29 protein-coding genes, 6 tRNA genes and 1 other RNA gene are annotated in these 26,732 nt (G+C 65.4%); 16 read left to right on the top strand and 20 right to left on the bottom strand.

All coding sequences use genetic code 11. The features are described from left to right. Window positions 1-165: 165 nt before the first annotated feature. Window positions 166-483 carry a DMT family transporter gene (locus tag ACYKG1_RS04685; RefSeq protein ID WP_100471448.1) on the bottom strand — a complete coding sequence of 106 codons (318 nt, stop codon included), beginning with the start codon at window positions 481-483 and terminating at the stop codon, window positions 166-168. A 300-nt stretch (window positions 484-783) separates the two neighbouring features. Between ACYKG1_RS04685 and ffs the strand changes: the two genes are divergently transcribed. Then, an RNA gene (gene ffs / locus ACYKG1_RS04680) (signal recognition particle sRNA small type) lies at window positions 784-880 on the top strand. An 87-nt stretch (window positions 881-967) separates the two neighbouring features. On the opposite strand, the gene ACYKG1_RS04675 is transcribed toward ffs, so the two are convergent. The 3 genes from ACYKG1_RS04675 to ACYKG1_RS04665 are packed head-to-tail and all read right to left on the bottom strand — an operon-like array spanning window position 968 to window position 2,870. Continuing rightward, a complete protein-coding gene (locus ACYKG1_RS04675) occupies window positions 968-1,357 on the bottom strand; it encodes a nuclear transport factor 2 family protein (RefSeq protein WP_100471447.1) in 390 nt (129 codons plus the stop codon). Continuing rightward, the gene (locus tag ACYKG1_RS04670; RefSeq protein WP_100471446.1) at window positions 1,354-2,121 is read right to left on the bottom strand and encodes an MBL fold metallo-hydrolase; all 768 of its coding nucleotides are present in this window, start codon (window positions 2,119-2,121) and stop codon (window positions 1,354-1,356) included. Before ACYKG1_RS04670 ends, ACYKG1_RS04675 begins: the two co-directional genes overlap by 4 nt. Beyond that, window positions 2,121-2,870: a 3-deoxy-D-manno-octulosonic acid kinase gene (locus ACYKG1_RS04665; protein ID WP_032958195.1), complete on the bottom strand. Its 750-nt coding sequence runs from the start codon at window positions 2,868-2,870 to the stop codon at window positions 2,121-2,123. The genes ACYKG1_RS04670 and ACYKG1_RS04665 overlap by 1 nt, the downstream gene beginning before the upstream one ends. 20 nt (window positions 2,871-2,890) lie before the next feature. On the opposite strand from ACYKG1_RS04665, the gene ACYKG1_RS04660 reads away from it, so the two are divergent. After that, window positions 2,891-3,937, top strand: coding sequence for a glycosyltransferase family 9 protein (locus ACYKG1_RS04660; protein WP_478471937.1), 1,047 nt, complete (start codon window positions 2,891-2,893; stop codon window positions 3,935-3,937). Window positions 3,938-3,991: 54 nt separating this feature from the next. Here ACYKG1_RS04660 and ACYKG1_RS04655 read toward each other — a convergent pair whose 3' ends face one another. Both ACYKG1_RS04655 and ACYKG1_RS04650 read right to left on the bottom strand, forming a co-directional pair. Next, a complete protein-coding gene (locus ACYKG1_RS04655; RefSeq protein ID WP_262226477.1) occupies window positions 3,992-4,396 on the bottom strand; it encodes a DUF6165 family protein in 405 nt (134 codons plus the stop codon). Between the two features lie 312 nt (window positions 4,397-4,708). After that, window positions 4,709-4,799, bottom strand: a tRNA-Ser gene (locus ACYKG1_RS04650). A gap of 164 nt (window positions 4,800-4,963) precedes the next feature. On the opposite strand from ACYKG1_RS04650, the gene ACYKG1_RS04645 reads away from it, so the two are divergent. Continuing rightward, window positions 4,964-5,668 carry a PP2C family protein-serine/threonine phosphatase gene (locus ACYKG1_RS04645; protein WP_100471443.1) on the top strand — a complete coding sequence of 235 codons (705 nt, stop codon included), beginning with the start codon at window positions 4,964-4,966 and terminating at the stop codon, window positions 5,666-5,668. A 65-nt stretch (window positions 5,669-5,733) separates the two neighbouring features. On the opposite strand, the gene dnaQ is transcribed toward ACYKG1_RS04645, so the two are convergent. Genes dnaQ through ACYKG1_RS04630 form a run of 3 tightly spaced genes read right to left on the bottom strand, consistent with a single transcriptional unit; the run spans window position 5,734 to window position 7,579 of the window. Continuing rightward, window positions 5,734-6,465: a DNA polymerase III subunit epsilon gene (dnaQ, locus tag ACYKG1_RS04640; RefSeq protein ID WP_100471442.1), complete on the bottom strand. Its 732-nt coding sequence runs from the start codon at window positions 6,463-6,465 to the stop codon at window positions 5,734-5,736. Window positions 6,466-6,469: 4 nt separating this feature from the next. Beyond that, window positions 6,470-6,922, bottom strand: a complete 453-nt coding sequence (gene rnhA / locus ACYKG1_RS04635) for a ribonuclease HI (RefSeq protein WP_014646157.1) — start codon at window positions 6,920-6,922, stop codon at window positions 6,470-6,472. A gap of 12 nt (window positions 6,923-6,934) precedes the next feature. Then, window positions 6,935-7,579, bottom strand: coding sequence for a class I SAM-dependent methyltransferase (locus ACYKG1_RS04630; RefSeq protein ID WP_262083171.1), 645 nt, complete (start codon window positions 7,577-7,579; stop codon window positions 6,935-6,937). An 11-nt stretch (window positions 7,580-7,590) separates the two neighbouring features. Here ACYKG1_RS04630 and gloB point away from each other — a divergent pair, with 11 nt between their 5' ends. Both gloB and ACYKG1_RS04620 read left to right on the top strand, forming a co-directional pair. Continuing rightward, on the top strand, window positions 7,591-8,355 hold the full coding sequence (gene gloB / locus ACYKG1_RS04625) for a hydroxyacylglutathione hydrolase (RefSeq protein ID WP_100471440.1): 765 nt from the start codon (window positions 7,591-7,593) through the stop codon (window positions 8,353-8,355). Next, window positions 8,352-9,554, top strand: a complete 1,203-nt coding sequence (locus ACYKG1_RS04620) for a lytic transglycosylase domain-containing protein (RefSeq protein ID WP_478471935.1) — start codon at window positions 8,352-8,354, stop codon at window positions 9,552-9,554. The genes gloB and ACYKG1_RS04620 overlap by 4 nt, the downstream gene beginning before the upstream one ends. 168 nt (window positions 9,555-9,722) lie before the next feature. Here ACYKG1_RS04620 and ACYKG1_RS04615 read toward each other — a convergent pair whose 3' ends face one another. The 11 genes from ACYKG1_RS04615 to tig all read right to left on the bottom strand — a co-directional run bounded on the left by ACYKG1_RS04615 (window position 9,723) and on the right by tig (window position 19,056). Next, window positions 9,723-11,678: a peptidyl-prolyl cis-trans isomerase gene (locus ACYKG1_RS04615; protein WP_262226265.1), complete on the bottom strand. Its 1,956-nt coding sequence runs from the start codon at window positions 11,676-11,678 to the stop codon at window positions 9,723-9,725. A gap of 181 nt (window positions 11,679-11,859) precedes the next feature. Beyond that, window positions 11,860-11,936: transfer RNA gene (locus ACYKG1_RS04610), tRNA-Asp, on the bottom strand. A 106-nt stretch (window positions 11,937-12,042) separates the two neighbouring features. Further along, window positions 12,043-12,119: transfer RNA gene (locus tag ACYKG1_RS04605), tRNA-Asp, on the bottom strand. Between the two features lie 88 nt (window positions 12,120-12,207). Continuing rightward, window positions 12,208-12,284 (bottom strand) — tRNA-Asp (locus ACYKG1_RS04600). A gap of 83 nt (window positions 12,285-12,367) precedes the next feature. Further along, window positions 12,368-12,444, bottom strand: a tRNA-Asp gene (locus tag ACYKG1_RS04595). A 26-nt stretch (window positions 12,445-12,470) separates the two neighbouring features. Next, window positions 12,471-12,545 (bottom strand) — tRNA-Val (locus tag ACYKG1_RS04590). Window positions 12,546-12,556: 11 nt separating this feature from the next. After that, window positions 12,557-12,829, bottom strand: coding sequence for an HU family DNA-binding protein (locus ACYKG1_RS04585; RefSeq protein WP_004146343.1), 273 nt, complete (start codon window positions 12,827-12,829; stop codon window positions 12,557-12,559). A gap of 219 nt (window positions 12,830-13,048) precedes the next feature. After that, a complete protein-coding gene (gene lon / locus ACYKG1_RS04580) occupies window positions 13,049-15,499 on the bottom strand; it encodes an endopeptidase La (RefSeq protein ID WP_478471933.1) in 2,451 nt (816 codons plus the stop codon). A 142-nt stretch (window positions 15,500-15,641) separates the two neighbouring features. After that, a complete protein-coding gene (gene clpX, locus ACYKG1_RS04575; protein WP_004154600.1) occupies window positions 15,642-16,931 on the bottom strand; it encodes an ATP-dependent Clp protease ATP-binding subunit ClpX in 1,290 nt (429 codons plus the stop codon). 126 nt (window positions 16,932-17,057) lie between these two features. Further along, window positions 17,058-17,684, bottom strand: a complete 627-nt coding sequence (gene clpP, locus ACYKG1_RS04570; RefSeq protein ID WP_004146318.1) for an ATP-dependent Clp endopeptidase proteolytic subunit ClpP — start codon at window positions 17,682-17,684, stop codon at window positions 17,058-17,060. A 76-nt stretch (window positions 17,685-17,760) separates the two neighbouring features. Beyond that, window positions 17,761-19,056, bottom strand: coding sequence for a trigger factor (tig, locus tag ACYKG1_RS04565; protein ID WP_100471436.1), 1,296 nt, complete (start codon window positions 19,054-19,056; stop codon window positions 17,761-17,763). Window positions 19,057-19,618: 562 nt separating this feature from the next. Here tig and ACYKG1_RS04560 point away from each other — a divergent pair. The 11 genes from ACYKG1_RS04560 to ACYKG1_RS04510 all read left to right on the top strand — a co-directional run bounded on the left by ACYKG1_RS04560 (window position 19,619) and on the right by ACYKG1_RS04510 (window position 26,732). Continuing rightward, a complete protein-coding gene (locus ACYKG1_RS04560) occupies window positions 19,619-22,054 on the top strand; it encodes a DNA-directed RNA polymerase (RefSeq protein WP_005412423.1) in 2,436 nt (811 codons plus the stop codon). Window positions 22,055-22,098: 44 nt separating this feature from the next. Then, window positions 22,099-22,242 (top strand): hypothetical protein, encoded by a 144-nt coding sequence (locus tag ACYKG1_RS04555; RefSeq protein WP_005412422.1) that lies wholly within the window; start codon window positions 22,099-22,101, stop codon window positions 22,240-22,242. Beyond that, on the top strand, window positions 22,235-22,519 hold the full coding sequence (locus ACYKG1_RS04550; protein ID WP_005412421.1) for a hypothetical protein: 285 nt from the start codon (window positions 22,235-22,237) through the stop codon (window positions 22,517-22,519). The genes ACYKG1_RS04555 and ACYKG1_RS04550 overlap by 8 nt, the downstream gene beginning before the upstream one ends. Beyond that, the gene (locus ACYKG1_RS04545) at window positions 22,519-22,677 is read left to right on the top strand and encodes a hypothetical protein (RefSeq protein ID WP_154267700.1); all 159 of its coding nucleotides are present in this window, start codon (window positions 22,519-22,521) and stop codon (window positions 22,675-22,677) included. The genes ACYKG1_RS04550 and ACYKG1_RS04545 overlap by 1 nt, the downstream gene beginning before the upstream one ends. After that, window positions 22,677-23,342: a hypothetical protein gene (locus ACYKG1_RS04540; RefSeq protein ID WP_004154595.1), complete on the top strand. Its 666-nt coding sequence runs from the start codon at window positions 22,677-22,679 to the stop codon at window positions 23,340-23,342. The genes ACYKG1_RS04545 and ACYKG1_RS04540 overlap by 1 nt, the downstream gene beginning before the upstream one ends. Continuing rightward, a complete protein-coding gene (locus ACYKG1_RS04535; RefSeq protein ID WP_157178715.1) occupies window positions 23,326-23,763 on the top strand; it encodes a RusA family crossover junction endodeoxyribonuclease in 438 nt (145 codons plus the stop codon). Before ACYKG1_RS04540 ends, ACYKG1_RS04535 begins: the two co-directional genes overlap by 17 nt. Continuing rightward, window positions 23,764-24,126 (top strand): N-acetylmuramoyl-L-alanine amidase, encoded by a 363-nt coding sequence (locus ACYKG1_RS04530; protein ID WP_004154593.1) that lies wholly within the window; start codon window positions 23,764-23,766, stop codon window positions 24,124-24,126. An 11-nt stretch (window positions 24,127-24,137) separates the two neighbouring features. Continuing rightward, complete coding sequence (locus ACYKG1_RS04525; protein WP_004154592.1) at window positions 24,138-24,524, top strand: helix-turn-helix domain-containing protein; 387 nt, start codon at window positions 24,138-24,140, stop codon at window positions 24,522-24,524. Then, complete coding sequence (locus tag ACYKG1_RS04520; RefSeq protein ID WP_004154591.1) at window positions 24,521-24,700, top strand: hypothetical protein; 180 nt, start codon at window positions 24,521-24,523, stop codon at window positions 24,698-24,700. Before ACYKG1_RS04525 ends, ACYKG1_RS04520 begins: the two co-directional genes overlap by 4 nt. Window positions 24,701-24,851: 151 nt before the next feature. Next, window positions 24,852-26,318, top strand: coding sequence for a toprim domain-containing protein (locus tag ACYKG1_RS04515; protein WP_005412418.1), 1,467 nt, complete (start codon window positions 24,852-24,854; stop codon window positions 26,316-26,318). A gap of 165 nt (window positions 26,319-26,483) precedes the next feature. Continuing rightward, on the top strand, window positions 26,484-26,732 hold the full coding sequence (locus ACYKG1_RS04510) for a hypothetical protein (protein WP_005412417.1): 249 nt from the start codon (window positions 26,484-26,486) through the stop codon (window positions 26,730-26,732).

The raw sequence follows: 26,732 nt of genomic DNA, 5'->3' as shown, positions 1-26,732 counted from the left end.
CTGACGAATGGCGGCACTGTGCGACCGACGGCGCCAGTGCGATGTGAATCACGCTCGTTATTTTCATGACGCACGTCAAATAAAACGGGCGGACAAAATGGATTTGCCGGAAATGCATATACCTGCGGCGGGCGGGGATTCCCTTCCCCACCATAAGTAAATGATTCAGCTGCTGGAGAGTTTCATCAGCACCAAGCCCGAGACGATCAATACCGCCGCACCGATCCGCATCGCGCTGACCTGCTCTCCGAGAAACACGATGCCAACCACGAATGCCCCGACCGCGCCGATGCCGGTCCAGATCGTATAGGCGGTTCCCAGCGGCAGGCTGCGCATGGCCACCGCCAGCAACCAGAAGCTGGCGATCATGCCGATGAGGGTGACCACGGTGGGGGTGAGCTTGGTGAAGCCTTCCGACTGTTTCATGGACACGGCCCAGACGATTTCCAGCAGGCCGGCAAACAACAGATAGATCCAGGCCATGACGGCCCTCCTCTTGGTAGGGCCAGGCCGTCCTGGTCTTTGATTCCCGATGTGGGGGAGGTCGTTCCTCCTGGCCGGCATTCTAGCAACGGGGGTGGCCTTCGGTCGCCGTCGCCGGGAACGGGTTACAGCCGATTCAGCGCGTGAAGCTGGCGCCGATGGACCTGCCTGCGCTAGAATGCGCGTCTGCCATCGGCCAGCCGATGTGCGGTCCGGCTGTGGTCTCCGGCGCATCGCGCGCTGCTTCCCCTGATCCGTGAACTGGCCGCCCACCGGGCGGCCAACGTCTCTATGGTGGCCCCGTCGGCCCCTCGCGACGCTAGGTCGAAAACCCCGCCAGGGCCGGAAGGCAGCAACGGTATCGATCGACGCGGGCGCCGAGGTCAGCCGGCGGGGCCACCGCCTTTTCTGCACTGGGGTCAGATCCCTTTGCCCGGCAAAGGGCTCTGACCCTTAAGCCGTTCGTACCAGGCAACGCCCGCCGCTACCCTGCCTCGGGCGTGCCTTGGTGGAACACCATGCGCCATCCGTCCCCGTGCCGGCGCCACAGCGAACTGCGCAGCACCCAGCGTTGCGGCCGCCCATCGAGGTGATGGCGGCTGCGGTAGCGCACCTGGGCCAGGCCCTCGGCCAACAGCCGCACCGCGTACTGATCGGACTCGATCTGCACCTGCGCACGCTCCAACGGGATCTCCTGCAACGCGGCCGCACGGTCGTAGCACTGGCCGGAACTGCCGATCTCGCTGAAATCCTCATCCAGCAATGCCGCCAGTTGCTCACGGCCGGCCCGCACGTTTGGCGCATGCAGTGCACGCTCCAGCGCCTCCAGTTCGGCAGCCAGCGCCACATCGGCGGGCTGGCCGGTACCGCTCACGGCGGGTCCTGCGCCAGCACGTGCGGTGCGGTCGGGCTCGCCAGCGGCACGCACTGCCCCGGCTGCGCCACGCGGTGCCCACGCGCAGCCAGTGCCAGACCATCGGCTGCGCTGGCGTAGTGGTACAGCATCATCCGCGCCTGCAGTTCGGCGCTGTACTCACGCTCCAGATCGTCCACGCCGGTATGCGACGGATTGCCGTGCAGGCCGCAGTCGTGAGCGATCAGTTCGTTGTCGTTGGCAAAGCGGGCCAGCATCTCCGGAACCGGCCGGGTATCGCCGCTCCAGGTCAGCGCGCCCTGCAGGCGCAGGCCATAGGCGGTCTCCGGCCAATGGTGGCGCACCGGGAACACTTCCAGTCGCACGCCCTCATGCCAGAACGCCTCACCGACCACGATCAACTGGAAGGCATCCCAGAAGTTCGCACCGCCCTCGGCCAGCACGTTCGGGTAATCCCCGATGCGCTTGTGCAGCAGCGGCACCACCGTGGCGGGCACGTACAGGCGCACCTTGCCGCGTCGGTGCGCATTGAAGTAGGTGTCCACGAACAGGCGCTCGAAGCCGGCCACATGGTCCAGGTGCACGTGGGTGACGAACAGCGACTGCGGCATGTGCCCGTAGTGCGCCTTGAACGCGGTCAGGCCTTCGCCACCGCAATCGATGGTCAGCCACGGACGCCCCTCCCGCTCGATCACCGACATCGGCGACCCCAGCTCGACTGCCGACGCATTGCCGACGCCTAGGAAACGCAACGACCAGTCCATCAGGTGCCCCGGTTCCAGGCCATGTCATAGGCGCGGCGCAGCCGCGCGTAGTCCTTCTGCACATCTTCCACGCTGCGCTCGCCGCGCAGCTTGATCAGCGAGCGCAGCAGGCGCTTGAGATTGCGCTCTCGCCAGGCGGTCGCCGGGATGCGGATCACGCCGCGGTCGAAGTCGATCAGCCAGCCATGGCCACTGCCATCGAACAGGATGTTGTGCGCGTTGAGGTCGGCATGGTCCAGGCCGGCACGGTGGAAACGGGCGATCAAGCGCCCGGTCTCCTCCCAGGGGGCACCACGGCCGGCGACCAGCGCGCGGTCGGCCAGCGAGCGTACACCCTCGATCCGCTCCATCAGGATCGCCGCCCGGTAGCGCAGGCCCTCGCGCATGTAGAACGCGGCGATCGGCCGTGGCACCGGCAGCTTTTTCTCGCGCAGCGCCCGCATCAAGCGGAATTCGGCGAAGCTGCGGGTCCGGTCCGAGCCGCGCCAGAGGTACTGGTCGTGGCTGATACGGGCCGCCATGCCGCCGCGCAGGTAGTGGCGCAGCACGCTGGCACCGAACGGCGCATCGACGAACCAGGCACTGCCGCGGCCACCCTCGCCCACCGGCCGGGCCCTGCTGCCCCAGTGCTGGGGCGAGAACAGGCCGATCTCGGCTTGCCGCAGCCGCTCGCGGTCGAACAGAATGGCCCCGATGCCGCGACCCTCGCGGCATGGCGTCAGCGCTTCATTGGCGTCGAATGCGACCATTTCATTGAGTCTAACAACACATGGCATCAGCGTCCTCCTCCTTGTGCCTCCTGCGCCTGTCCGCACTTGGCGATGTCACCCACGTGGTGCCCCTGGTGCGCACCCTGCAGGCCGCGCGCCCGGACACGCCGATCCACTGGATCATCGACAAGGTCGGCCACAAGCTGCTCGACGGCCTCCCCGGCGTCACCTTCCATGCCTATGACAAGAAGAGCGGCATGGCCGGAGTCAAGGAACTGCGCAGGCAGCTGCCGCCGGGGCGCTTCGAAGCGCTGCTGCAGATGCAGGTCGCGTTCCGCGCCAACCTGCTGTCGGCCTTCATCCCGGCCGAGCGCCGCATCGGCTACGACCGCAGCCGCTCCAAGGACCTGCATGGGCTCTTCATCAACGAGCGCATCCCCGACCGTCCCGGCATCCATGTGCTCGATGCCATCGGCAGCTTCTGCGAACCGCTGGGCCTGCGCCAGACCGGCGTCAGCTGGGACCTGGCCGTGCCGTCGTCCGCCTTCGAGTGGGCCGCCGCGCAGTGGCAGGACGACGGCCGCCCGGTGCTGATGATCTCGCCCTGTTCCAGCCACGTGCGCCGCAACTGGTATGCCGACCGCTACGCCGCAGTGGCCAACCATGCCGTCCAGCGCGGCTGGCAGGTGGTGCTGTGCGGTGGCCGCAGCGAACTGGAGCGCAGCATGGCCGACGCCATCCAGGCGCAACTGATCACACCGGCACTGGACCTGGTCGGCAAGGACACGCTCAAGCAGCTGCCTGCCCTGCTTGCCCGCGGCAACCTGGTGATGACGCCTGACTCGGGCCCGATGCACATCGCCAACGCGATGGGCACCAAGGTGCTGGGCCTGCATGCGGCCAGCAATCCAAACCGCAGTGGCCCGTACTCGGACCGCCGTTATTGCGTGGACCGTTACGACGACGCTGCGCGGAAGTACCTCGCCAAGCAGGCCACCGATCTGAAGTGGGGCACGAAGATCGAGTTCGACGATGTGATGGAACTGATCACCGTCGAAGACGGCATCGCCGCCTTCGAACGCTACGTGGCCGACCATCTGGGGTAAGCGGCGGGCGCCGTCCACGCATGGCGTGGACCTGCTGCATCGGCCCGCCCGGGATTACGCGCGCTGCGCGTAATCCTGATAGGACTTCTCTTCCACGTACGCCGAACCCAGCGCGAGGTTGATCGCCTTCTTGATGCGCGCGCGTTCGTCGTTGCGCAGGTAGACGCTGCGCGCCAGATCGATGAAAACCTGGTCGAACGCCTGTTGCTTTTCCTTCAGCCGGATGTCGTCCTCGATCTCCCACAGCTGCTCATTGACCGCCTTCAGCTCTGCACGCAGCTTGGCGATGTCCTTCACCGCGGCCGGGTGTGCCATCCAGGTCCGCTCAAGCGCCGACAGCTCCCTGCGCACATTGGCCAGTTTGCCCTCGTCGCTGATGCGCTCGGACTTGATCTGCAGGATCGAGATCTTGTCCAGCAGCTCGCCGAAAGAAACGGGGACGAGGATTTCAGCGGTCATGGGGAAAGCTCCAGCAGGTGATGCGTACATGGTAACCCGCAGCGTCCGGACGGATATGCCGGGTAGTTCCACGCCATGCGTGGATGAGCCTGCCAGCAGGAACAGCATCCACGCATCGCGCGGATCTCCCGTGATGCATCTGGAGGAACAAGCCCCTCTGTTGAGGGGCTGCCCCGACAGGGGCGGGGAGAGGCCGGCAAAGGGAGGGGCCCACAGGTTGCGCAGCAACGTGTGGGGCGACGCGCAGAGCGCGGCGCGTCCCGCGCCAGATAAAGAAAAAGGGCTGCCTTTCGGCAGCCCTTTTTCTTTATCTGGCGGAGAGGGGGGGATTCGAACCCCCGAGGCGCTATAAACGCCTGCCTGATTTCGAGTCAGGTACATTCAACCACTCTGCCACCTCTCCGGGTGGTCCCCGGCGGACCGGGGACGCGCATCATACGAGGAAGTGAGGCCGACGACAAGTCATCCCGGTCAATGAAGTGAAAATTTCCTGGGTGCATGCCTTGCCGGATGCCTGCAGCCCCCCGATGATGCCTGTCTCCCCAGCAATACCCGCCCCTGCACACCATGATCGAATTCGGACATCTCACCCACCCCGGCCTGCGCCGCGAGCTCAACGAGGACACCTACTACGGTGACAGCGAGCTGGCCCTGTGGCTGGTGGCCGATGGCATGGGCGGCCACGCCTGCGGCGAAGTCGCCAGCGCGCTGGCGCGTGAAACCATCGTGCGCGAGATCCGCGGTGGCGCGCCGCTGGCCCACGCCATCCGTACCGCCGACGAAGAGATCATCCGTGCCTCGCGGCGGCGCAACGACACACTGCCGATGGGTACCACCGTGGTCGCCGCACGCGTGCAGGGCAATCGCTATGAAGTGGCATGGGTCGGCGACAGCCGTGCCTACCTGTGGCGTGACGGCCAGCTGGCACAGCTCAGCCAGGATCACAGCGTGGTGCAGGAACTGGTCGCTCAGGGCAACCTGACTGCCGAACAGGCACGCGCCCATCCGCATCGCAACGTGGTCACCCAGGCGCTGGGCGTCACCGATCCGGCACACCTCAACGTGGCCACCACCAGCGGTGAGCTGCGCCCCGGCATGCAGCTACTGCTGTGCAGTGATGGCCTGACCGAGGAAGTGGACGACCGCGGCATCGCCCGCACCCTCGCCTTCGAAGATGCAAGCGCGCAGGAATGCGTGGACACGCTGGTCGCCGCCGCGCTCGACGGTGGTGGCCGCGACAACATCAGCGTGATCCTGGTGCGCTGCCACTGAATGGCGTGATCCGGTAGCGCCAGGCCATGCCCGGCGAGAATCCGCCGGATACCGGATCCCATCGTTTACGCGCTGGCGGCTTCTTCCACCTTCGGGCCATCCCACAGCGCGTGGCCGGCCTTCTTGCGCAGCCGTTCCAGCCGCGCGGCATGCGCTTCCAGCTCCGACGGCGTCGCCACCACGCGCGGGCGCGGCAGCAGCTTGCTGGTATCGAAGGCCTGCAGCGCCGCCCCGGTGCCGCCCCCATCGTCATCGCCCAGGCCGAAGCCGATCTCTTCCTGGCCTGAAGTCAGTGCGATGTAGACGTCGCCCAGGATCTGCGCATCGAGCAGGCCGCCGTGCAGCGCACGGTGCGAATTGTCCACGCCCAGTCGCTTGCACAGCGCATCCAGCGAATTGCGCTGGCCCGGAAAGCGCTCGCGCGCCATCACCAGGGTATCGATCACCGTGCAGCGGTCGGTGATCCTGCCGTACTGCGGGCCCAGCAGCGACAGCTCGTTGTCAAGAAAGCCCAGGTCGAACGCCGCGTTGTGGATGATCAGTTCGGCGCCATCGATGAACGCCAGGAACTCGTCGGCGATCTGCGCGAAGTCCGGCTTGTCAGCCAGGAACTCCAGGGTCAGCCCGGTGACTTCCTGCGCGCCCTGTTCGAACTCGCAGTCCGGCTTGATGTACTGGTGGTAGTTGTTGCCGGTCGGGCGGCGCTTGAACAGCTCCACGCAGCCGATTTCGACGATGCGGTTGCCCTTCTTCCATTCCAGGCCGGTGGTTTCGGTATCGAGGATGATCTGACGCATGGGCTCAGTTTACCGGGCTGGCGTCGCGGATCTGGATGGCCGCATTGCGCGCCAGCGTATCCACCCGCTCGTTGTCCGGGTCACCGGAGTGGCCCTTCACCCAGCGCCAGTCGATCTGGTGCCGAAGCGTGGCCGCATGCAGGCGCTCCCACAGCTCGCGGTTCTTTACCGGGTCGCCGCCGGCGGTCTTCCAGTTCTTGCGGATCCAGCCGGGTAGCCACTGGGTCAGGCCCTGCCGCACATACTGCGAATCGGTGTAGAGCACGATGTTGCACGGCTCGGTCAGCGTCTCCAGCCCGGAGATGGCCGCCATCAGCTCCATCCGGTTGTTGGTGGTGTGCGCTTCGCCACCGCTCAGTTCGCGCTCGTGGCCCTTGTAGCGCAGCAGCGCAGCCCAACCACCGGGGCCGGGATTGCCAAGGCAGGAACCGTCGGTGTGGATTTCGATGGTTTTCAATACAACTCCAGATCAGGTAACAACGGTGCCGTGCCAACGCACCGGCAACGGTTTCGGCCCGGGCAGGGCCAGCGTGCGCTTTTCAGCATGGAACAGGCAGGCCGCGCGCAGCGGCGCCCAACCGCCCGGGCGACGGCTGCCAGCGCCGCGCCAGAGTGGGCCGAGGTAACGCATATCGTCGCACTCCAGCCCGTGGCGGCCGAGCAGCAGGCGGATCCGCTGCGGCGTGCGCACCACCAGGCCATGCTGGCGCCAGTGCGTGCGGTAGGGGCTGAACGGGTTGAGGCTGCTCAGCCACAGGTGGCCACCGGGCATCAGCACGCGCTCGCACTCGTCCAGCAGCTGGTCGGCATCGCCCGTGGTGACGTGCTGCAGCACGACCGCGTTGACGCTCTCGTTGGCCAGCGGCAGCGGCAGCGCGCAGCGGGTATCGCCGGCATAGCCCTGTCCCTGACGGAACAGGCGCAGGCCGCGCCCGCCCAGCTGCGCATCGTCCAGCCAGGCGGCACTTGGTGCGATCCACAGCCAGGGCTGCGTCGGCAGGACAGACAGCTGCGGCAGCAGCAACTGCCGTTCCAGCACGCGCAAGGAGTCCGCCGGTTCAGTGTCGAACCACGGGGTCTGGCTCGCTTGACGGGTGCTCTGCAGCGCGGGCATGGTCCAATTCTATGCGACTGACTGCCCTGCCCGCATTTGCGGACAACTACATCTGGACGTTGATCGACGACGCTGGCGCCGCCGTGGTCGTCGATCCCGGCGATGCCGCGCCGGTGCTGGCGCTGGCCGATCAGGGCCTGCGCGTGGACACGATCCTGCTCACCCATCATCACGATGACCACATCGGTGGCGTGCCCGCGCTGCAGGCACGTTTTCCCCGTGTACGGGTCATCGCGCCCGTCGAAGAGCGCATCCCCATGGCAACCGAACGGGTCGGCGAAGGTGAACGCGTTCAGGCACTGGGCCGGACGTTCCACGTACTATCCGTGCCCGGGCATACCCGCAGCCACATCGCGTTTCACACTGCTGAACATCTTTTCAGCGGAGATTCGTTGTTCAGCCTGGGCTGTGGGCGCCTGTTCGAAGGTACGCCGTCCCAGCTTCTGGCATCGATGCGCAAGCTGGGTACCTTGCCCGCGCAACTGCTGCTTTGTTGCGCCCACGAGTACACCGTGTCAAATGCCGTCTTCGCGCGGCATGTCGACCCCGCCAACGCTGCCCTGTGGCAGCGCCAAGAGGAGGCTTTGGCCATGCGCCGCGATGACCGTTCCACCCTGCCGGTAACCCTGGCCAACGAATTGGACTGCAATCCGTTCCTGCGTGTGCACACTGCGCCGATCCGCGCGGCAGTGTCGGCGCACCTGGGCCGCGACGTCGTTGACGACGTCGACGTCATGGCCGGCCTCCGGCACTGGAAAGACGGCTTCCGCGCATGATGCGCCGAAGTCTGCCGCTGGCCCTGGGCCTGGTCCTGGGGCTGGCCGGAACCGCCGGCGCGCAGTCGCTGGGCGCCGGCATCAGCCAGAACCTGACCGCTGCTGCGGCGCTGCCGCTGGATCCGGCCGCGTTGCCGGCCGCCTCCGTGCGCAATGGCCAGGAGATCTTCTCCAGCTTCCGCGACGGCCTGGCCGAACCCACCTGCGACGCAGAGGCCACCAGCCCGCGCTGGCAGAAGCAGTTCGCCCACGCCCCGTCGCGCCTGGCCAACCAGGATGACGATGCGCTGGTGCTGTTCGGCTACGTGGTCGAAGAGCTGCGCAAGGCCAACCTGCCTACCGAATTCGCACTGATTCCGTTCGTGGAAAGCGGCTATCGGCCCAACGCCCGCAACGGCAGCGGCCCGACCGGCCTGTGGCAGTTCATCGCCACCACCGCGCGCAACCATCGCGTACCCATGGCCAACGGCTACGACGGCCGCCTGTCGGCGGTCGATTCGACCCAGGCCGCAGTGCGCTACCTGAAGACCCTGCACGGCATGTTCGGCGGCGACTGGCGCTTGGCCACCATGGCCTACAACGCCGGCGAGTACCGCGTGCTGCAGTCGCTGCGCAAGGCCGGCATGAACGCACAGAACGCCAAGCCGTCCGCGCTGCCCGGCCTATCGCCGGTCACCTATGCCTACGTCGAGAAGCTGCATGCCCTGGCCTGCGTGCTGGAAGACGTGGAAGACCAACCCGGCGTGATGGCCTCGCTCGACCGCACCGTGCCGGTGCTGAAGGACCACACCCTGCCGGCTGGCACCAGCGTCCAGCAGTGGGCCGCACAGCGCGCCCTGGACCCGGCCAGGATCACCCGCCTGAACCCTGCCCTGGCGGGCGGTGGCCGCGCCTCGTCAGGCACTACCCGCGTGCTGGCACCGGTCTCGGCCGCCAATGCGACTGTCGCCGAAGCGGCCACTGCACTGGTGGCCAGCGCCGCACCGGCTGCCGCCGCCACGCCAACGCCGCAGGTCGCCAGGACCGTCGCCGCGATTGCCGATCGTCCGCGCAGCCGCCGCCACACCGTGCGAGATGGCGAGTCGGCCTGGACCATCGCCCGCCGCTACGGCATGCCGGTCAAGGCCCTGCTGTCGCTGAACGGCCTGAGCGGCAGCAGTGTGCTGAAGCCGGGCGCGGTACTGCGCGTCGAAAACTGACGGCCGGCGCGGTCCCCCCGCGCGCACGCCTTCCTGCTGCGCCGGGCCCACGCTCGGCTTTTTCACGGCTGCGCCCGGCAGATGCAGTCCAGCAAGCTCGACTCTACATAGGCACGTAAAAAAAGGCCCGGCATTGCCGGGCCTTTCTCATGGATGCAGCCGCAAGGCTTACAGGTTCGCTTCGGTGGTCTGGACCACGAACTTCCTGCGCATCGCCTCGATGTAGGCCTTGGCCGCAGCCATGCCGTCGATCTGGCTCAGCTGTTCCTTCAGCTGCTTCTGCTGCTCGGCGGTCACTTCCTTGATGTCGCCCGGATTGACCTTGTTCACCGCAAACAGCAGCGCGTGGCCATTGACGTCGACCTTGCCATAGCTCGGCTTGCCTTCGGCCGGTACCGGCGCACTGAAGATCGCGCGGTTGATTTCCGGGGTCGGCACCGGCTGGCTGCGCGGCAGACCCGGCATCGGGCTCAGCTGCAGCTTCTCGCTGGCAGCCAGCGACTGCAGCGTGGCGCCTGCCTTCAGCTTGGCCAGGATGGCATCGGCGGCCTTGTCGCTGGCCTGGCGCTGGCGGTCAGCGCGGATGGCGGCGATCACCTGCTCACGGGCCTTTTCCAGCGGCAGGGCCTGTTCCGGGGTGTGCGCAGCCACGCGGATGACCACGCTGTGGTTGGTCGCGCCACCCAGGGCGATCGGGTCGCTGGCAGTACCGTCCTGCACCAGCACGTCGGAGAAGGCAGCACGCAGCACAGCCGGGTCCGCGGCAATGCCACTGGCGGTCGCGCGGGTGATCGGGCCGAGCGTCTGCAGCGGCAGGTTCACTTCCTTGGCCGCAGCGGCCAGGTCGCTCGGGCTCTTGTTGATGGCATCGACCAGGTGACCGGCCAGCTCGTTGAAGCCACGCTCACCGTCCGCCTTCAGCTGCTCGGCGGCCAGCGTGTCACGCACTTCCTCGAACGACTTGCCCTGGCCACCGCGCACAGCGGCCACCTTGATGATGTGGTAACCGAACTCGGTCTTCACCGGGCCGATCACGTCACCGGCCTTGGCCGCAAACAGCGCGTCCTCGAACGGCTTCACCATCGCACCGCGCTCCACCCAGCCCAGGTCACCGCCCTGGTCCTTGGAGCCTGGATCTTCCGAATTGGCCTTGGCCAGCGCGCCGAAATCGGCACCAGCGGCCTTGGCTTCGGCAGCGATCCTGTTCGCCTTGGCTTCGGCGCCGTCACCGGTGATCAGGATGTGCGAAGCCTGGCGCTGCTCCGGCGAGGTGAACTTCGCCTTCTCGTCTTCATAGCGCTTGCGCAGGGTCGCTTCATCGGCCACCGTCGGTGCCGGCAGGTTCGCGCCATTGATCTCGACGTATTCCAGCGACACGCTCTCGGCCTGGCGGAAATCCTTGCCATGGCTGTCGTACCACTTCTTGATCTGCTCATCGGTGACCGGTGCGGTATCAGCCGGCACGGGCGGCAACGCGGCCAGCTCGACGTCACGGGTTTCGCCCAGCAGCTTCAGCAGGCGCTCGGTCTCAGCCTGGGTGACGAAGCCCGAGCTCTGCAGGCCCGACGGGATCACCGACTGCTGCAGGCTCTCACGCACCAGTTCCTGGAACTGGGTCGGCGTACGCGGCGGGTTGCCGCCGGCCAGGGCCAGGCGATAGTTGTTCTCGTTGAACTTGCCGTTCGAATCGAGGAACGCCGGCATGGTCGCAATGTATTCACGCACCGCACCGTCGCCGATCACCACGCCCGCCTGCTCACCGACCAGGCGCACGACCTGCTCGTCGATCAACTGGTCGAGCACGGCCATCTTGTTCTCGGTGCTCTCGAACGCGCGAGGGTCGAAGTTGTCGCCCTGCTGCTGGCGCTCACGCATGCGCTCCTGCTCGAAACGCGTGCGGAAATCCTGCGAGCTGATCTCATGGTGCTGCCAAAGCATGCGCACCGGCCACCACGACGGCGCCGAACGCCACCAGGTCGGCGGCGCGGAAACCTTGGCCACGTTCTGTGCGCCAACGCCACCGAGGTAGCTGTTGTCGATCACGAACAGGAACGGAATCATCAGCAGCCCCAGGATCACGGTGACGATCCAGCCTGAGGTCTTGTCGCGGAGTTTCTGCAGCATGGTGAGGAATCACAAGGCCTGATTGGCGAGCCCGGCAGTGTAACCCGCTTCGCCGCAGGGACCAAAAGCAGCACCGGCGTGGCTTGCGCCCACCACCGCCGGCGCGCGCCACCCCCGCATCGGCAACCTCCGGCGCAACGCAAAGAAAAAGCCCCCGGCTTGCGCCGAGGGCTTTTGAAGTTGGCGGAGCGGACGGGACTCGAACCCGCGACCTCCGGCGTGACAGGCCAGCATTCTAACCAGCTGAACTACCGCTCCGCGCTGAAACTTTGCAGGCGCCCAGTATATCCGAAGATTCCCTGAAAACCCAGCCCGATGAACACTTTTTTCAAAGTTTTTTCACAGGGACTTAAGAATTCTGCAATGGCGGAGCGGACGGGACTCGAACCCGCGACCTCCGGCGTGACAGGCCAGCATTCTAACCAGCTGAACTACCGCTCCGTTCTTGCAAAAACCTTTTCGCCTTGCCCCCAAACCTGCCGGGGGAGAAGACAAGGCCCCCAGCTTTCGGCCGGGGGCCTCGATGCAATGGCGGAGCGGACGGGACTCGAACCCGCGACCTCCGGCGTGACAGGCCAGCATTCTAACCAGCTGAACTACCGCTCCACAGTGTTGCTTTTTTTGCTTTCAGCCGGCCTGGGCCAGGGAGAAAACAAAGCCTCCAGCTTTTGGCCGGAGGCCTCGTTGAATGGCGGAGCGGACGGGACTCGAACCCGCGACCTCCGGCGTGACAGGCCAGCATTCTAACCAGCTGAACTACCGCTCCACACTCAAACTTTTACCGCGGTGCTGTGGTGGGTGCTGAGGGTTTCGAACCCCCGACCCTCTCCGTGTAAAGGAGACGCTCTACCGCTGAGCTAAGCACCCCAGCGAGCCGCTTAGTTTACAGCATCCTTCAGGGCCTTACCAGCCTTGAACGACGGATTCTTCGAAGCAGCGATCTTGATGGTGTCGCCGGTCTTCGGGTTGCGGCCGGTGCGGGCAGCACGGTCGCGGACCTGGAAGGTACCGAAGCCAACCAGGGTGACCGCATCGCCGTCCTTCAGCGCCTTGGTGACGGCGGCAACGACGGCATCGACAGCGCGGCTGGACTCGGCCTTGGTCAGGTCTGCAGCTTCAGCAACGGCGTCGATCAATTCGGTCTTGTTCATTCTCTACAACTCCTTTGGCGGTGGGTTCCGCTTATTCGACAGGGAAGCAACCGCACACGCTCTGCATGCGGCCGCCATGTGGAAACGGTTCGCCGAATTCAGTGATCGCCCGACTGCGATCACCCATTCGCGAGTGCTGCTTTTATACCAGTGGCCCTACCCCCACGCAAGCTGGAAAGCCAGCAACGACGCGGGTTTCAAGCCATTGGACAGCGCGCGTCAATGCTTGACGCGCGCGTTTCCACTCGGTTTGGCCTTGCTGCGCACCGTGACACGTTGCGCACTCTTGCGCGCCTTCTTCGGTGCCAGCGGACGCTCCAGCGCCAGGTCCAGGACTTCTTCGATGTACTTCACCGGCACGATCTTCAGATCGCGGGTGACGTTGGCCGGGATGTCGGCCAGGTCCTTGCGGTTCTCTTCCGGAATGATGACCGTACGGATGCCGCCACGCAGTGCGGCCAGCAGTTTCTCCTTCAGGCCACCGATGGCGGTGACGCGACCACGCAGGGTAATCTCGCCGGTCATCGCCACGTCGGCACGCACCGGCACCTTGGTCAGCATCGACACCAGCGACGTCACCATCGCCGCGCCGGCACTCGGGCCGTCCTTCGGCGTGGCGCCATCGGGCACGTGCAGATGCACGTCGTGCTTCTGCAGGAAGTCGCTGTCGATGCCAAAGCCCACGGCGCGCGAACGCACCACCGACAGCGCCGCCGAAGCCGATTCCTTCATCACGTTGCCGAGCTGGCCAGTCAGGATCAGCTGGCCCTTGCCTGGCACCAGCGTCGATTCGATCTGCAGCAGATCACCACCGACTTCGGTCCAGGCCAGGCCGGTGACCAGGCCGATCTCGTTTTCTTCTTCGGCGCGGCCGAAGTCGAAGCGACGCACACCCAGGTACTTGTCCAGGTTCTTGCTGGACACGTTCACCAGCGCCCTGGACTTCTTCGCACCCTTCTTCGCCTTCACCGGCTGCGGGCCGGCCAGCGCGATCTCCTTCACCACCTTGCGGCAGATCTTGGCGATCTCGCGCTCCAGGTTGCGCACGCCCGATTCACGCGTGTAGTAGCGCACGATGTCCTGGATCGCATCACTGCCGATCTCCAGCTCTTCCGGCTGCAGGCCGTTGGCCTTGATCTGCTTCGGCACCAGGTAGCGGGTGGCGATGTTGAGCTTCTCGTCCTCGGTGTAGCCCGGGATGCGGATCACTTCCATGCGGTCCAGCAGCGGGCCCGGAATGTTGAGCGAGTTCGAGGTGGCCACGAACATCACTTCGGACAGGTCCAGGTCCACTTCCAGGTAGTGGTCGTTGAACGCGTTGTTCTGCTCCGGATCAAGCACTTCCAGCAGCGCCGACGACGGATCGCCACGGAAGTCCATCGACATCTTGTCGATCTCGTCGAGCACGAACAGCGGGTTCTTGCTGCCGACCTTGTTGAGGTTCTGCACGATGCGGCCCGGCATCGAACCGACGTAGGTACGACGGTGGCCACGGATCTCGGCCTCGTCGCGCACGCCGCCCAGCGACATGCGCACGAACTTGCGGTTGGTGGCCTTGGCGATGGACTGGCCCAGCGAGGTCTTGCCCACGCCCGGCGGCCCGACCAGGCACAGGATCGGCCCCTTCATCTGCTTCACGCGCGACTGCACTGCCAGGTATTCAAGGATGCGTTCCTTGACCTTTTCCAGGCCGTAGTGGTCGGCATCGAGGGTGTCCTGCGCGGCCTTCAGGTCCTTGCGCACCTTGCTGCGCTTCTTCCACGGCACGCCCAGCAACCACTCCAGGTAGTTGCGCACGACCGCGGCCTCGGCCGACATCGGCGACATCTGCTTGAGCTTGTTCAGTTCGTTGCGCGCCTTGGCTTCAACCGCCTTCGGCATGCCCGCTTCGGCGATCTTCCGGGCCAGCTCTTCCAGCTCGCCCGGCGCGTCGTCCAGGTCACCCAGTTCCTTCTGGATGGCCTTCATCTGTTCGTTGAGGTAGTACTCGCGCTGGCTCTTCTCCATCTGCGACTTCACGCGGCCGCGGATGCGCTTCTCCATCTGCTGCACATCGATCTCGCCATCGACCAGGCCGACCAGCATCTCCAGGCGGTCACCGACGGCCAACGTCTCCAGCAGGCGCTGCTTGTCGGCCAGGCGCACGCTGATGTGCGCGGCGATGGTGTCGGCCAGGCGGGCCGGCTCATCGATGCCCGACAGGGTCTGCAGCAGTTCCGGCGGCAGCTTGCGGTTGGTCTTCACGTACTGCTCGAACAGCGACATCAGCGAGCGGGCGATCGCCTCGACCTCGCGCGTTTCACGCTCGTCGGTGGCGTCGATCTCCACGGCCTGGCCGTGCAGCGAGCCGTTGCGCTCATCGACGTGGGTAACCTGCACGCGTGACAGGCCCTCGACCAGCACCTTGATGGTGCCGTCGGGCAGCTTCAGCAACTGCAGCACCTGCGCCAGCGTACCGACCTGGTAGAGGTCGGCCGCGTGCGGGTCGTCGGTCTCGGCCGACTTCTGCGCCAGCAGCAGGATGCGCTTGTCCGCTTCCATCGCCTGTTCGAGCGCGTGCATCGACTTGTCACGGCCGACGAACAGCGGGATGACCATGTGCGGGAACACCACTACGTCGCGCAGCGGCAGGACCGGCAGGTCGAGGGTTTCACTTGGGGAACGGGCCATGGGGGCTCCAGGGAAGGGGAAAACCGCCTCCGGGAGGGCATCTTCCGGAGACAAAAAAAGCCGATGGCCCCGTTATGGGGCCATCGGCTTTCAGATGCAAGGCGTTCGTTTAAAGTCCTTTCCAATCAACAACCTGGAAGGATCACTCGGCGCCTGCGGCCTTCTGTTCAGGGGCCGCCGGGGTCTGGTAGATCAGGTACGGCTCGGACTTGTGCTCGATCACCGACTCGTCCACCACCACCTTGCTGACGTTCTCCTGCGACGGGAGGTCGTACATGGTGTCCAGCAGGACCGATTCGACGATGGTGCGCAGGCCGCGGGCGCCGGTCTTGCGCTTGAGCGCCTTCCTGGCGATGGCCGACAGCGCGTCCGGACGGAACTCCAGCTCGACGTTCTCCATCTCGAACAGCTTCTTGAACTGCTTGGTGATGGCGTTCTTCGGCTCGGTCAGGATCTTGATCAGGGCCGGCTCGTCCAACTCCTCCAGGGTCGCCACCACCGGCAGGCGGCCGACGAACTCCGGAATCAGGCCGAACTTGATCAGGTCTTCCGGCTCGACTTCGGCCAGCACCTTGCCCACTTCCTGCTTGCGCTCGCTGCTCTTCACCTTGGCGCCGAAGCCGATGCTGCCGACGTCGGTGGAACGGGCCTGGATCACCTTGTCCAACCCGGCGAACGCGCCACCGCAGATGAACAGGATGTTCTTGGTGTCCACCTGCAGGAATTCCTGCTGCGGATGCTTGCGGCCGCCCTGCGGCGGAACGCTGGCCACGGTGCCTTCGATCAGCTTCAGCAGGGCCTGCTGCACGCCTTCGCCGGACACATCGCGGGTGATCGACGGGTTCTCGCTCTTGCGCGAGATCTTGTCGATTTCATCGATGTAGACGATGCCCTGCTGCGCCTTCTCGACGTCGTAGTCGCACTTCTGCAGCAGCTTCTGGATGATGTTCTCCACGTCCTCGCCCACGTAACCGGCTTCGGTCAGCGTGGTGGCGTCGGCCATGGTGAACGGCACGTTGAGCAGGCGGGCCAGGGTCTCGGCCAGCAGCGTCTTGCCCGAACCGGTCGGCCCGACCAGCAGGATGTTCGACTTCGCCAGTTCGACGTCGTCGTTCTTCTGCCGGCTCTCGATGCGCTTGTAGTGGTTGTACACGGCCACGGCCAGGGTGCGCTTGGCGCGGTTCTGGCCGATCACGTACTGGTCGAGAACCTCAAGGATCTCGCGCGGCTTGGGCAGCGAACTGCGCGCCGACTGCGCCTTTTCCTCGAGTTCCTCACGGATGATGTCGTTGCACAGCTCCACGCACTCATCGCAGATGAATACGCTCGGACCCGCAATCAGCTTGCGCACTTCATGCTGGCTCTTGCCGCAGAAAGAGCAGTAGAGGATCTTGCCGGTGTCCGTGGAACGACCTTGGCGGTCTTCGCTCATGCTTCGCTTACCCAGTTACCCCACCCGCTGAACGGGGGTTCGATTCGAGAATAGCACAGGGCCGAGGGGACACCAGTCCCGCCCGACCCTGCAGGAACGGGGCCTCCATGGCCCCGTGAAGGCCGGTCAACCGGCCTGGATCGACTCATCCGGACGACGCTCCAGGACCTGGTCGACCAGACCGTAGGCCTGCGCCTCGAAGGCGCTCTTGAAGTTGTCGCGTTCGGTATCCCGCGCGATTGTCTCCAGTGACTGGCCGGTGTGCTTGGCCAGCACTTCGTTCAGGCGCGAACGCAGGGTCAGGATCTCGCGCGCGTGGATGTCGATGTCGGTGGCCTGGCCCTGGTAGCCACCCAGCGGCTGATGGATCATCACGCGCGAATTCGGCAGCGCATAGCGCTTGCCGGCTTCGCCCGCGGCCAGCAGCAGGGCGCCCATCGAGGCGGCCTGGCCGATGCAGGTGGTGCTCACATTCGGCTTGATGTACTGCATGGTGTCGTAGATCGCCATGCCGGCGGTGACCACGCCACCCGGCGAGTTGATGTAGATGTTGATGTCCTTTTCCGGGTTTTCCGATTCCAGGAACAGCAACTGCGCCACCACCACGTTGGCCATGTGATCGTCGATCGGCCCCACGAGGAAGATCAGGCGCTCCTTCAACAGGCGCGAATAGATGTCGTAGGCACGCTCGCCGCGGCTGGTCTGCTCGACCACCATCGGAACCAGGTTCAGGGCTTTGGTTCGGTTGTCCATTACGTGAGGTACCTATCTTGGGGGGCAACAACCCCGCGCCGGCAAAGGCGCGGGGCATCCGGTGATCCGCCCGGGCTTACTGGCGGATCGCGTCCTGGAACGACAGCTTCTCTTCGGTGTGCTGGGCACGCTCGGCGATCCAGTCGATCACCTGCTCTTCCATCACACGGTTCTGCAGGCCAGACATCAGCTGGGGGTCGTTGCGGTACATCTCAATGACCTGTTCCGGCTCTTCGTAGGTCGAAGCGATCAGACGCATCGTTTCGTTCAGGCGCTTGGCTTCCAGGCGCAGGTCGTTGATGCGGGCCACTTCACCGACCAGCAGGCCGACCAGCACGCGCTTGGCGGCAGCGTCCTTGAAGCCTTCATGGGCATCGGCCGGGATTTCGCCGACGTTCTGGCCGTTGCGGCGGATCTGCTCAACCTGCTGGGCCAGCATGGCGCGGGCTTCGTTCTCGACCAGGCGCGGCGGCATTTCCACCGACGAATAGGCGGCGATCAGCTGCTCGCCCACTTCGCGGCGCAGGCGGTTCATCAGGGCACCCTTCAGCTCGCGCTCCAGGTTGGCACGGATGTCGCTGCGGAACTGCTCGACGTCGCCGCCCTTCACGCCGAAGCTCTTGATGAAGGCTTCGTCGACCGCCGGCACGACCGGCTCGGACACTTCGGCGACCTTGACGGTGACCTGCACGGTCTTGCCGGCCAGCACCGGCACGCGCCAGTCAGCCGGGAACTCGACGTCCAGGGTCTTTTCTTCGCCCTTGGCCAGGCCGACCAGGCCCTTTTCGATGGTGTCGAACATCATGCCCTGGCCGAGCACGATCGAACCCTTCTCGGTGCCTTCGGCCGGCAGGCGCTCTTCGCCGGCCTGCGACCAGGTTTCCACCGCGACCAGGTCACCGTCCTGCGCGCCACGGCTGACCGGGGCCCAGGTACGACGCTGGTTCTGCAGGTTCTCGATCATCTGGTCGATGTCGGCGTCGGTGATCTCGGCGCTGTGGCGCACGACGGTCAGCTTGCTGACGTCGATGTCGCCGAAGTCCGGCACCACTTCCACGGTGGCCACGAAGGAGAACTCACCCTCGTCGCCCTTGTCGATGCGCGGGCTGCCGACGATGCGCAGGTCGTGCTCACGCACGGCGGCATCGAAGGTTTCGCGCAGCAGGCCGTCCAGCGCCTCGCCACGGACCTGCGCGCCAAAGCGCTGCTCGATCACCTTGGCCGGCACCTTGCCCGGACGGAAACCCTTGATGCGGGTGGTACGGGCGATTTCGCCCAGACGGCCGACGATATGGCTCTGCAGACGGTCTTCCGGCAGCGAGAAGCTCAGGCGGCGTTCCAGGTTGCCGGTGGATTCGATCGAAGCTTGCATGTTGACTCCTGCCACCGGTGGCCCAGGCCCCCGGCTCGATGATTGGGATGAAACGGTTGTAAGGACACGACGTCTGGGACGCGCCTGCTTGCCGCAGCCCTTTAGTTTCGCCCAATTCGGCTTGCACTGCCAGCGCGTGCCGGTCAAGGGGGCGCAGATGGCCCGATCAGGGCGGGGACAGGCCGGCACTGGTGCGAAAGGGGGGACTCGAACCCCCACGCCTTGCGGCACTGGAACCTAAATCCCGAAGCCCCTGCCGATTAGTGCTGACCACTCAACTACTTACAGCGTTCCAGTCTATCAGGTGACGCTTCGGGTGACATATAGGTGACGCCGGGTGCCGCGACAGGTGACACCAGGTGACGCCGAATAAAGTGGTCATCTTCGGCGGACCTCCTCCTAGGACAACCATTCAGAACTACTCATTGCTGTTCACCACCGAGGACTACTACAGTTCCACATAGGTCCACCCAGGACCAACAACCGAACCACTCAGGACCGTACCGGGCAGCCCCCGGTGCGGTCCTCCCGTTTTGACTTTTGCATCCCCCGAGGGCAAACGATGACGACTTGGCAAGAGAACGACCTGCACGCCGCCCAGCTCGAACTGGAGAAGGAAAGCACCAGCCTGGGCATTGCCCGCTACGAGAAGATCAGGGAGCAGCGCCAGGAGGCCGAGACCGGCCCCGGCCGCAAGCTGGTCATGGAGAGCATCGACGCCACCGCCGCCGCGATCATGGCGTTCGTGGCCGAAGCCGACACCGGCAAGCCGGGCAAGCGCCACGCCGCCCTCAAATTCATCCGCCACCTGAACCCCCACGCCCTCGCCTATCTGACCAGCTTCACCTGCGTCAACGCGCTGGTCGCCGATCACCGCAAGGCGGTGTCCGTGGCGATCACCCTGGGCCACGAGGTCGCCAACGAGATCAACTTCTCCCTGCTCCGCGAGAAGCACCCCGGCCTGTACCGGGTCGTCCAGGAGCAGCTCAAGAAGTCCACCTCGGCCCGGCACTCCACCGCCGTCATGCGGCACGTCATCGCCGACGCCGAGTTCGCCCCCGAGGACGACAAGCGCCTCTACCTGTCCGACAAGGACGCGCTGCTGGTGGGCATGAAGCTCATCGAGCTGTTCGTCGAGGCGACCGGGCTGGTCGAGCTGGTCACCGTCGCCGAGCGCGGCAAGCGCCACCTGCTCATCGCCGGGAATCAGAAGGTGCTCGACTGGCTGACCAAGGCCCACGACAGCGCCGCCCTGTACCAGCCGGTGCTGATGCCGATGGTCGTCCCGCCCCGTCCGTGGACCACGCCCCGCGACGGCGGCTACCTGACCGACATCGGCGGCCGGGCTGACCTCGTGCGTACCCGCAACCGCGCCTACAAGCGCGAGCTGGCGCTGGTCGATATGCCCAACGTCTACCAGGCCCTCAACGCCATCCAGGCAACCGCCTGGAAGGTGAACGTGCCCGTCCTAGAGGTCATGCGCGAGCTGTGGAACGCAGGCGGCGGTGTCGCCGGGCTGCCGGAGCGTGAACTGATGGACCTGCCGAGCCGCCCTGCCCTGCTGGAGACCGACCCGGACTACTTCAAGGAGCACCACGCCGACGAGTTCAAGGAATGGAAGCGCGACCGCGCCAAGGTCTACGAGGCCAACGCGCGCAGCGTGTCCACCCGCCTCGCCGCCGCGCAGAAGATCGCCTTGGCGGAGAAGTTCGCCGAGTACCCCGCGATCTACTTCCCTCACAACCTCGACTTCCGCGGCCGGTGCTACCCCCTGCCCCCGACGCTGACCCCGCAGGGTGATGATGCGGCCAAGGGCCTGCTGACGTTCGCCCAAGGCGTGCCGCTCGGCGAGGACGGTGCCTACTGGCTCGCCATCCACGTCGCCAACTGCTTCGGCGTGGACAAGGTGTCGTTCGAGGAGCGCGTGGCCTGGGTGCGCGAGCACGAGGAGCAGATTCTCGACAGCGCCCTCGATCCGCTGGACGGCCAACGCTTCTGGATGGACGCCGACAGCCCGTTCTGCGCGCTGGCAGCGTGCTTCGAGTGGCTCGGCTACAGCCTCAACGGCCGCGATCACGTCTCCCATCTGCCCATCGCGCTCGACGGCTCCTGTAACGGCCTCCAGAACTTCTCGGCCATGCTCCGCGACTCCGTGGGCGGTGCAGCCACCAACCTGATCCCGCAGCCGAAGCCCGCCGACATCTATTCGCGCGTGAAAGACGTGGCCCAGGAGAAGCTGCGCGCCCGTGCCGAGAGCGGCGACCCGCTGGCGATCAAGCTGGACGGCCAGCTCACCCGCGACATCGTGAAGCAGCCGGTGATGACGCTGCCCTATGGCGTCACGAAGTCGGGCATGCGCGCCCAGGTGCTCTCCAAGTTCAAGAAGCTGGGCATGGAGGACGATTGGGAGACCGCCGAGTACCTGGCGACCCTGCTGTGGGAGTGCATCGGCGAGGTCGTGATCGCAGCCCGCGCGGCGATGGACTGGCTGCGTGACGCCTCCAAGGTCGCCTCGTCGGCCGACCTGCCGGTGAGCTGGACGACCCCCGCTGGCTTCCCGGTCCTCCAGGAGTACCGCGAGGAGGAAGGCGTCCGCATCCGGCCGCACGTCGGAGGCCGCGAGGTGAATTTAGTGGTCAACATCGGCGGTACTAAGCTCGACCGTCGCAGGCAGACCCTCGGGATCAGTCCGAACTTCGTCCACTCCTGCGACGCCAGCCACATGATGCTGACCACCTGCCTCGCGGCAGAGAACGGCATCGAGTCGTTCGCCATGATCCACGACTCCTACGGTACGCACGCGGGCCAGGCAGCAATCCTCGCCGCCGCACTCCGGCAGGCGTTCGTCGATCAATACAGCGGCGACGTACTGGCCGACTTCCGACAGCAACTCGTCGAGCAGCTCCCGCCAGAAGCGGCAGAGAAACTCCCACCCCTCCCGCCGCATGGCGACCTGGACCTCAGCCTGGTGCTGGAGTCGCGCTATTTCTTTGCCTAGTCCATCCCCCTTTGGCAATTGATACCCCAAGCGAGAACATCAACATGAGCATCAACTACCAGCACGCACTGAACACCTACGTTGCCCAGGACCACTTCGGTGTGGTCCTCGGCATCTACAACCCGGCCGAACACGGCACGGTCGAGGAGTTCAAGCACCGCATGACGGAGCTGCACGCAGGTGCGTGATCGCGTCATCGACGGACTGCACTCACGTTCTGCCGAGAGCGCCGCACGCGGCGCTTTCGTAGTGATCGACAGCGTGCAGTCCCTCGGCCACCCGGCCGATCAGGTGATCGGCTTGGCGTGCGCCTTCAAGAACTTCTGCGAAGTGCTCGGCCTCGATCCGATGGAAGTGCTGCGGGTCGTCTCGCGCATGGAGCAGGACTGCCGCTACCGGCAGGTCAACACCCTCAACGCCGTGCGCCGCTACGCGGAGCGCGAGCTGAAACCGCACTACCCGTGATGCGTGACCCGATCACCGACGCCTTCATCGACGAGGCGCTCATCGGCTTCGACATCGACGAAGCCTTCGGCATTTCCGCCGACACCCCGTTGACCGCCGCCGCTGACCTGTGGCGCGCGGGCATCTATCTCCCGACCAACTACGAGACCGACAACTGATGGCAACCAAGAAGCGCGAACGATTCGTCTCCCCCAAGGGCACCGCCGTGTGGCCGCGCCTGAACGAACCGGACACCAAGTTCAAGCCGGAAGGCGAATACACCGTGAGCCTGGCGTTCGACCCGAACGACAAGGACTTCAAGGCGCTGGCGAAGAAGCTGGAAACCCGGCGCGACGAGCTGTTCCAGGAGTTCCTGAGCGAGAACCCGAAGAAGAAGAAGGGTGCCGAAGTGGCCCCGGTGTTCACCGAAGAAACCGACGAGAACGGCGATGACACCGGCCGCGTGCTGGTGAAGTTCAAGATGAAGGCCAGCGGCGTCAGCAAGCGCACCGGCAAGAAGTTCACCATGCGCCCGGACATCTTCGACGCCCGCGGCAAGAAGATCGACAACCCGCCGCAGATCGGCGGCGGCAGCGAACTCAAGGTCTCCTACGAGATCGGCGGCTCGTTCGTCGAATCGGCCAAGAAGTTCTACCTGACCTGCTACATGGTCGCCGTCCAGGTGATCGAGCTGGTCGAGTTCGGCCAGCGCAACGCCAAGGACTACGGCTTCGGCGAGGAGGACGGCTACGAGGCCGCCGACAGCGCGCCGTTCAGCGACAGCGATGACGACTCGGACGACGACAGCGACTCCGACGACGAGGGCGATGACGGCGACTACTGATCCGCTGTCGGTCATCGTGAACACCGCGAGGGGGGCCAAGCATTTGGCCTCCCTCACGTTCCCGTTTGACCCGGTGCCCGCCTCGCGCCCGAAGGTTTCGCGCTGGGGCGTCTACTACGGCAAGACCTACAAGACCTGGAAGGAAGCCGCAGAGAAGCATCTGCCAGCCGGTGATCTGGACCTGTCGCCGACCGATCCGGTTTTAGTGGTCATCATCGCGGTATGCAAACGCGCCAAGACCTCGAAGGCCGCGTTTCCCAAGGGCGACGTGGACAACCTCGCCAAGGGGCCGATGGACGTTGTGACCAAAGCCACCGGCTATTGGGCCGACGACAAGCAAGTCATGTGGCTGCTCTCCGGTAAGCGCTGGGCGCAGCCGGACGAAGAACCACGCACCGAAGTCCACCTCTACAAACTCTAAGTGCGCCTCAAACCTCTGGAATCGGTAGAGGCGCTGTTCGTCCTCGCCAGCATGACCCGCCCCGAGCAGGTCACGACCGGCGAAGAACTCGCACGCCTGCACCGCTCGCAGGGCTACTCGAAGATCGCCGTCCACTTCGTCATCGAACGTGACGGCTCGATCTACGACGGTCGCCCGCTGAATCAGCCCGGCGCTCTCGCCGGTAAGCACAACCAATCCGCATACCAAGTCTGCCTCCTGGGCGGCGTCAACGACGCCATGCAGCCCGAGGACAACTTCACCGAAGCCCAACACGCCGCGCTGCGACGCCTGCTCGCCGCCTACGGCAAGCCCGTCGTGTGGGCACCTGACTTCCCTCGATAGGAGAACCCAACGTGAAACCGCTGCCCCCGCAAACCCAGGTCGTCCTGGATCACCTGCGTCGCCACTCGCACCTGACCTCGTGGCAGGCCGAAGGCGTCTACCGCATCCGCCGCCTCGCCTCGCGCGTCGATGAGCTGCGCGCTGCTGGCTTCGAGATCGAAACGCAGACCTGCGAGGACGCCTCGGGGCAGCGGTACACGCGCTATCGCCTGTCGCGCCGTCAGCGCCGCAGCAAGGCTCCGCTCCTGGAAGCGCGCCGCGCTCCGAAGCAGTACCGCGTCGATGCGCTGCTCCAGCTGTATCGCAACTACTGCACCGACGAGCTGGGCCTCGACGCCAACGATGCGACCGAAGAAGTCGCCGCATTCACCAAGTTCCTGCTGGAGAAGAACGCATGACCAACACCGCTACCACCGTCATTCCGTCCGCGATGCGCCTGGCTTTCGAGCGCGCATGGGCGCGCGCCGACAAGCCGTTCCGCGGCCTGGGCCGCACCGTCAAGGGTGCGCTGAATCGTCGCCTCGGCATTTCCTACCGCAAGCGCATGTGGTCCGTGGAGCGTGCAAAGCGCTGACTCCGAATACCTCCACAAAGAGCCGTGCCCGAACTGCGGCAGCAAGGACAACCTTGCGCGCTACAGCGACGGGCACGGCTACTGCTTCGGCTGCGGTCACTACGAGCCAGCCGAAGGCGAGGAGGTCTCTCAACCCACCAGCAGGAAAACCATGAGCGACTTTGCGAAGGGTGAACCGCAAGCCCTGGCGAAGCGCGGTATCACTGAGGAAGCATGCCGTAAGTACGGCTACTGGATCGGCAAGGACAAGCACGGCAAGACCGTGCAGATCGCCAACTACAAGCGCGATGGCGGCATCGTCGCGCAGAAGCTCCGCTACCCCGACAAGAAGTTCTCATTCATCGGCGACTCGAAGGCGTGCGGGCTGTTCGGCCAGCACCTCTACGAACCGGGGCGACGCCTCGTCATCACCGAAGGCGAGATCGACGCGCTCTCCGTGGCGCAGGCACTCGGCCTCCGCTGGCCGGTGGTGTCCGTTCCGAACGGAGCGCAAGGCGCGGCCAAGTCCATCAAGCGCGAGCTGGAGTGGGTCAACGGCTTCGACGAGGTTGTGCTCATGTTCGACATGGACGAACCGGGCCAAGCCGCCGCGCAGGAAGTGGCGCTGCTGCTGACTCCCGGCAAGGCCAAGATCGCACAGCTCCCGGCGAAAGACCCGAACGAGCTGCTCCAGCGTGGCGATGCCGAGGCGATCACCCGCGCCATCTACGAAGCGCAGACCAAGCGCCCCGATGGAGTGGTGACGTTCGGCTCCCTCAAGGAGAAGGCACTCAAGCCGGTCTCGATGGGCATGCCTTGGCACGACCCGCGCCTCACCGCGCTGACCTACGGCAAGCGGTACGGCGAGGTCTACACCTTCGGCGCGGGCACCGGCATCGGCAAGACCGACTGGCTGATGGAGGAAGCAGCCTTCATCGCGCAGGAAACCGGCGACCGCGTTGGCCTGTTCTTCCTGGAGCAGCAGCCGGTCGAGACGGCGAAGCGCATGGCAGGCAAGGTTGCTGGCCGCCGCTTCCACGTCCCCGATGGGAGCTGGACGCAGGAGGAGCTGGAAGCCGCGTTCGAGATTCTCGACAAGGGCCAGGTGTTCATCTACGACCACTTCGGCTCGTCCGAGTGGGACGTGATCGAAGCCAAGATGGCCCACATGGTCGTCGCCGAGGGCGTCAAGCACATCGTCCTCGACAACCTCACGTCGTTTGCGGCCGGTGCCGAGGACGAGCGGAAGATGCTGGAGGACACGATGGCGAAGATCGCGCAGTTCGCGCAGCGCCACCTCATCTGCATCTACCTGGTCTCGCACCTCGCCACGCCGGAAGGCAAGCCACACGAGGAAGGCGGGCGCGTGATGCTCCGCCACTTCAAGGGCAGCCGCGCGATTGGCTTCTGGACGCACTTCGCGTTCGGCCTGGAGCGCAACACGCAGGCCGAGAACGAGGCCGAGCGCAACTGCACGACCTTCCGCGTCCTAAAGGATCGCTTCACCGGCCAGTCGAACGGCCAGGTTCTCTACTACAGCTACGACCACGCATCCGGCCGCCTGCTCAATGCAGATGCTCCGGGCGAATACGGCGACTTCGCCGACGAGTCATCCGATGTATCCACCTCCGACTACTGACGGCCGCTCGGTCGTCGGCTTCATCCCAGCTGATGCGCCGCTCTCCTTCGCTGAGAGCCTCGTTCTCCCCTACCAACTCCCGCGCTCCGACCAAGCCTGCCGTGTCATGTACGGCAAGCCTGGGCGGCGCGTGGTCATCCACATCAAAGCCGAGGAACTACCCCAATGAAAGAGATCGTCGCCATCGCAATCGACCTGCTGACCGCTCCGTTCCGCAAGGACACCGTGACCGACGTGGTGAAGGTGCTGGAGGGCCAGGTGGACAAGCTGTTCAAGATCAGCGCCGACCGCATCGCCACCGCATCGACGCTGCGCGACAAGGCCGATGTCCTGCACTCGCAGGCCGACGAGCACGAGGAAGAAGCCGAGCGCGCCCTGCGCGTCGCCGAGCGCTTCACCAACCTGATCCGCTAA

It is taken from the genome of Stenotrophomonas sp. 85239_Sma, from assembly GCF_056481725.1.
Note: the sequence above shows the minus strand (reverse complement) of the source record. Positions and strands in the feature narration are given on the sequence as shown.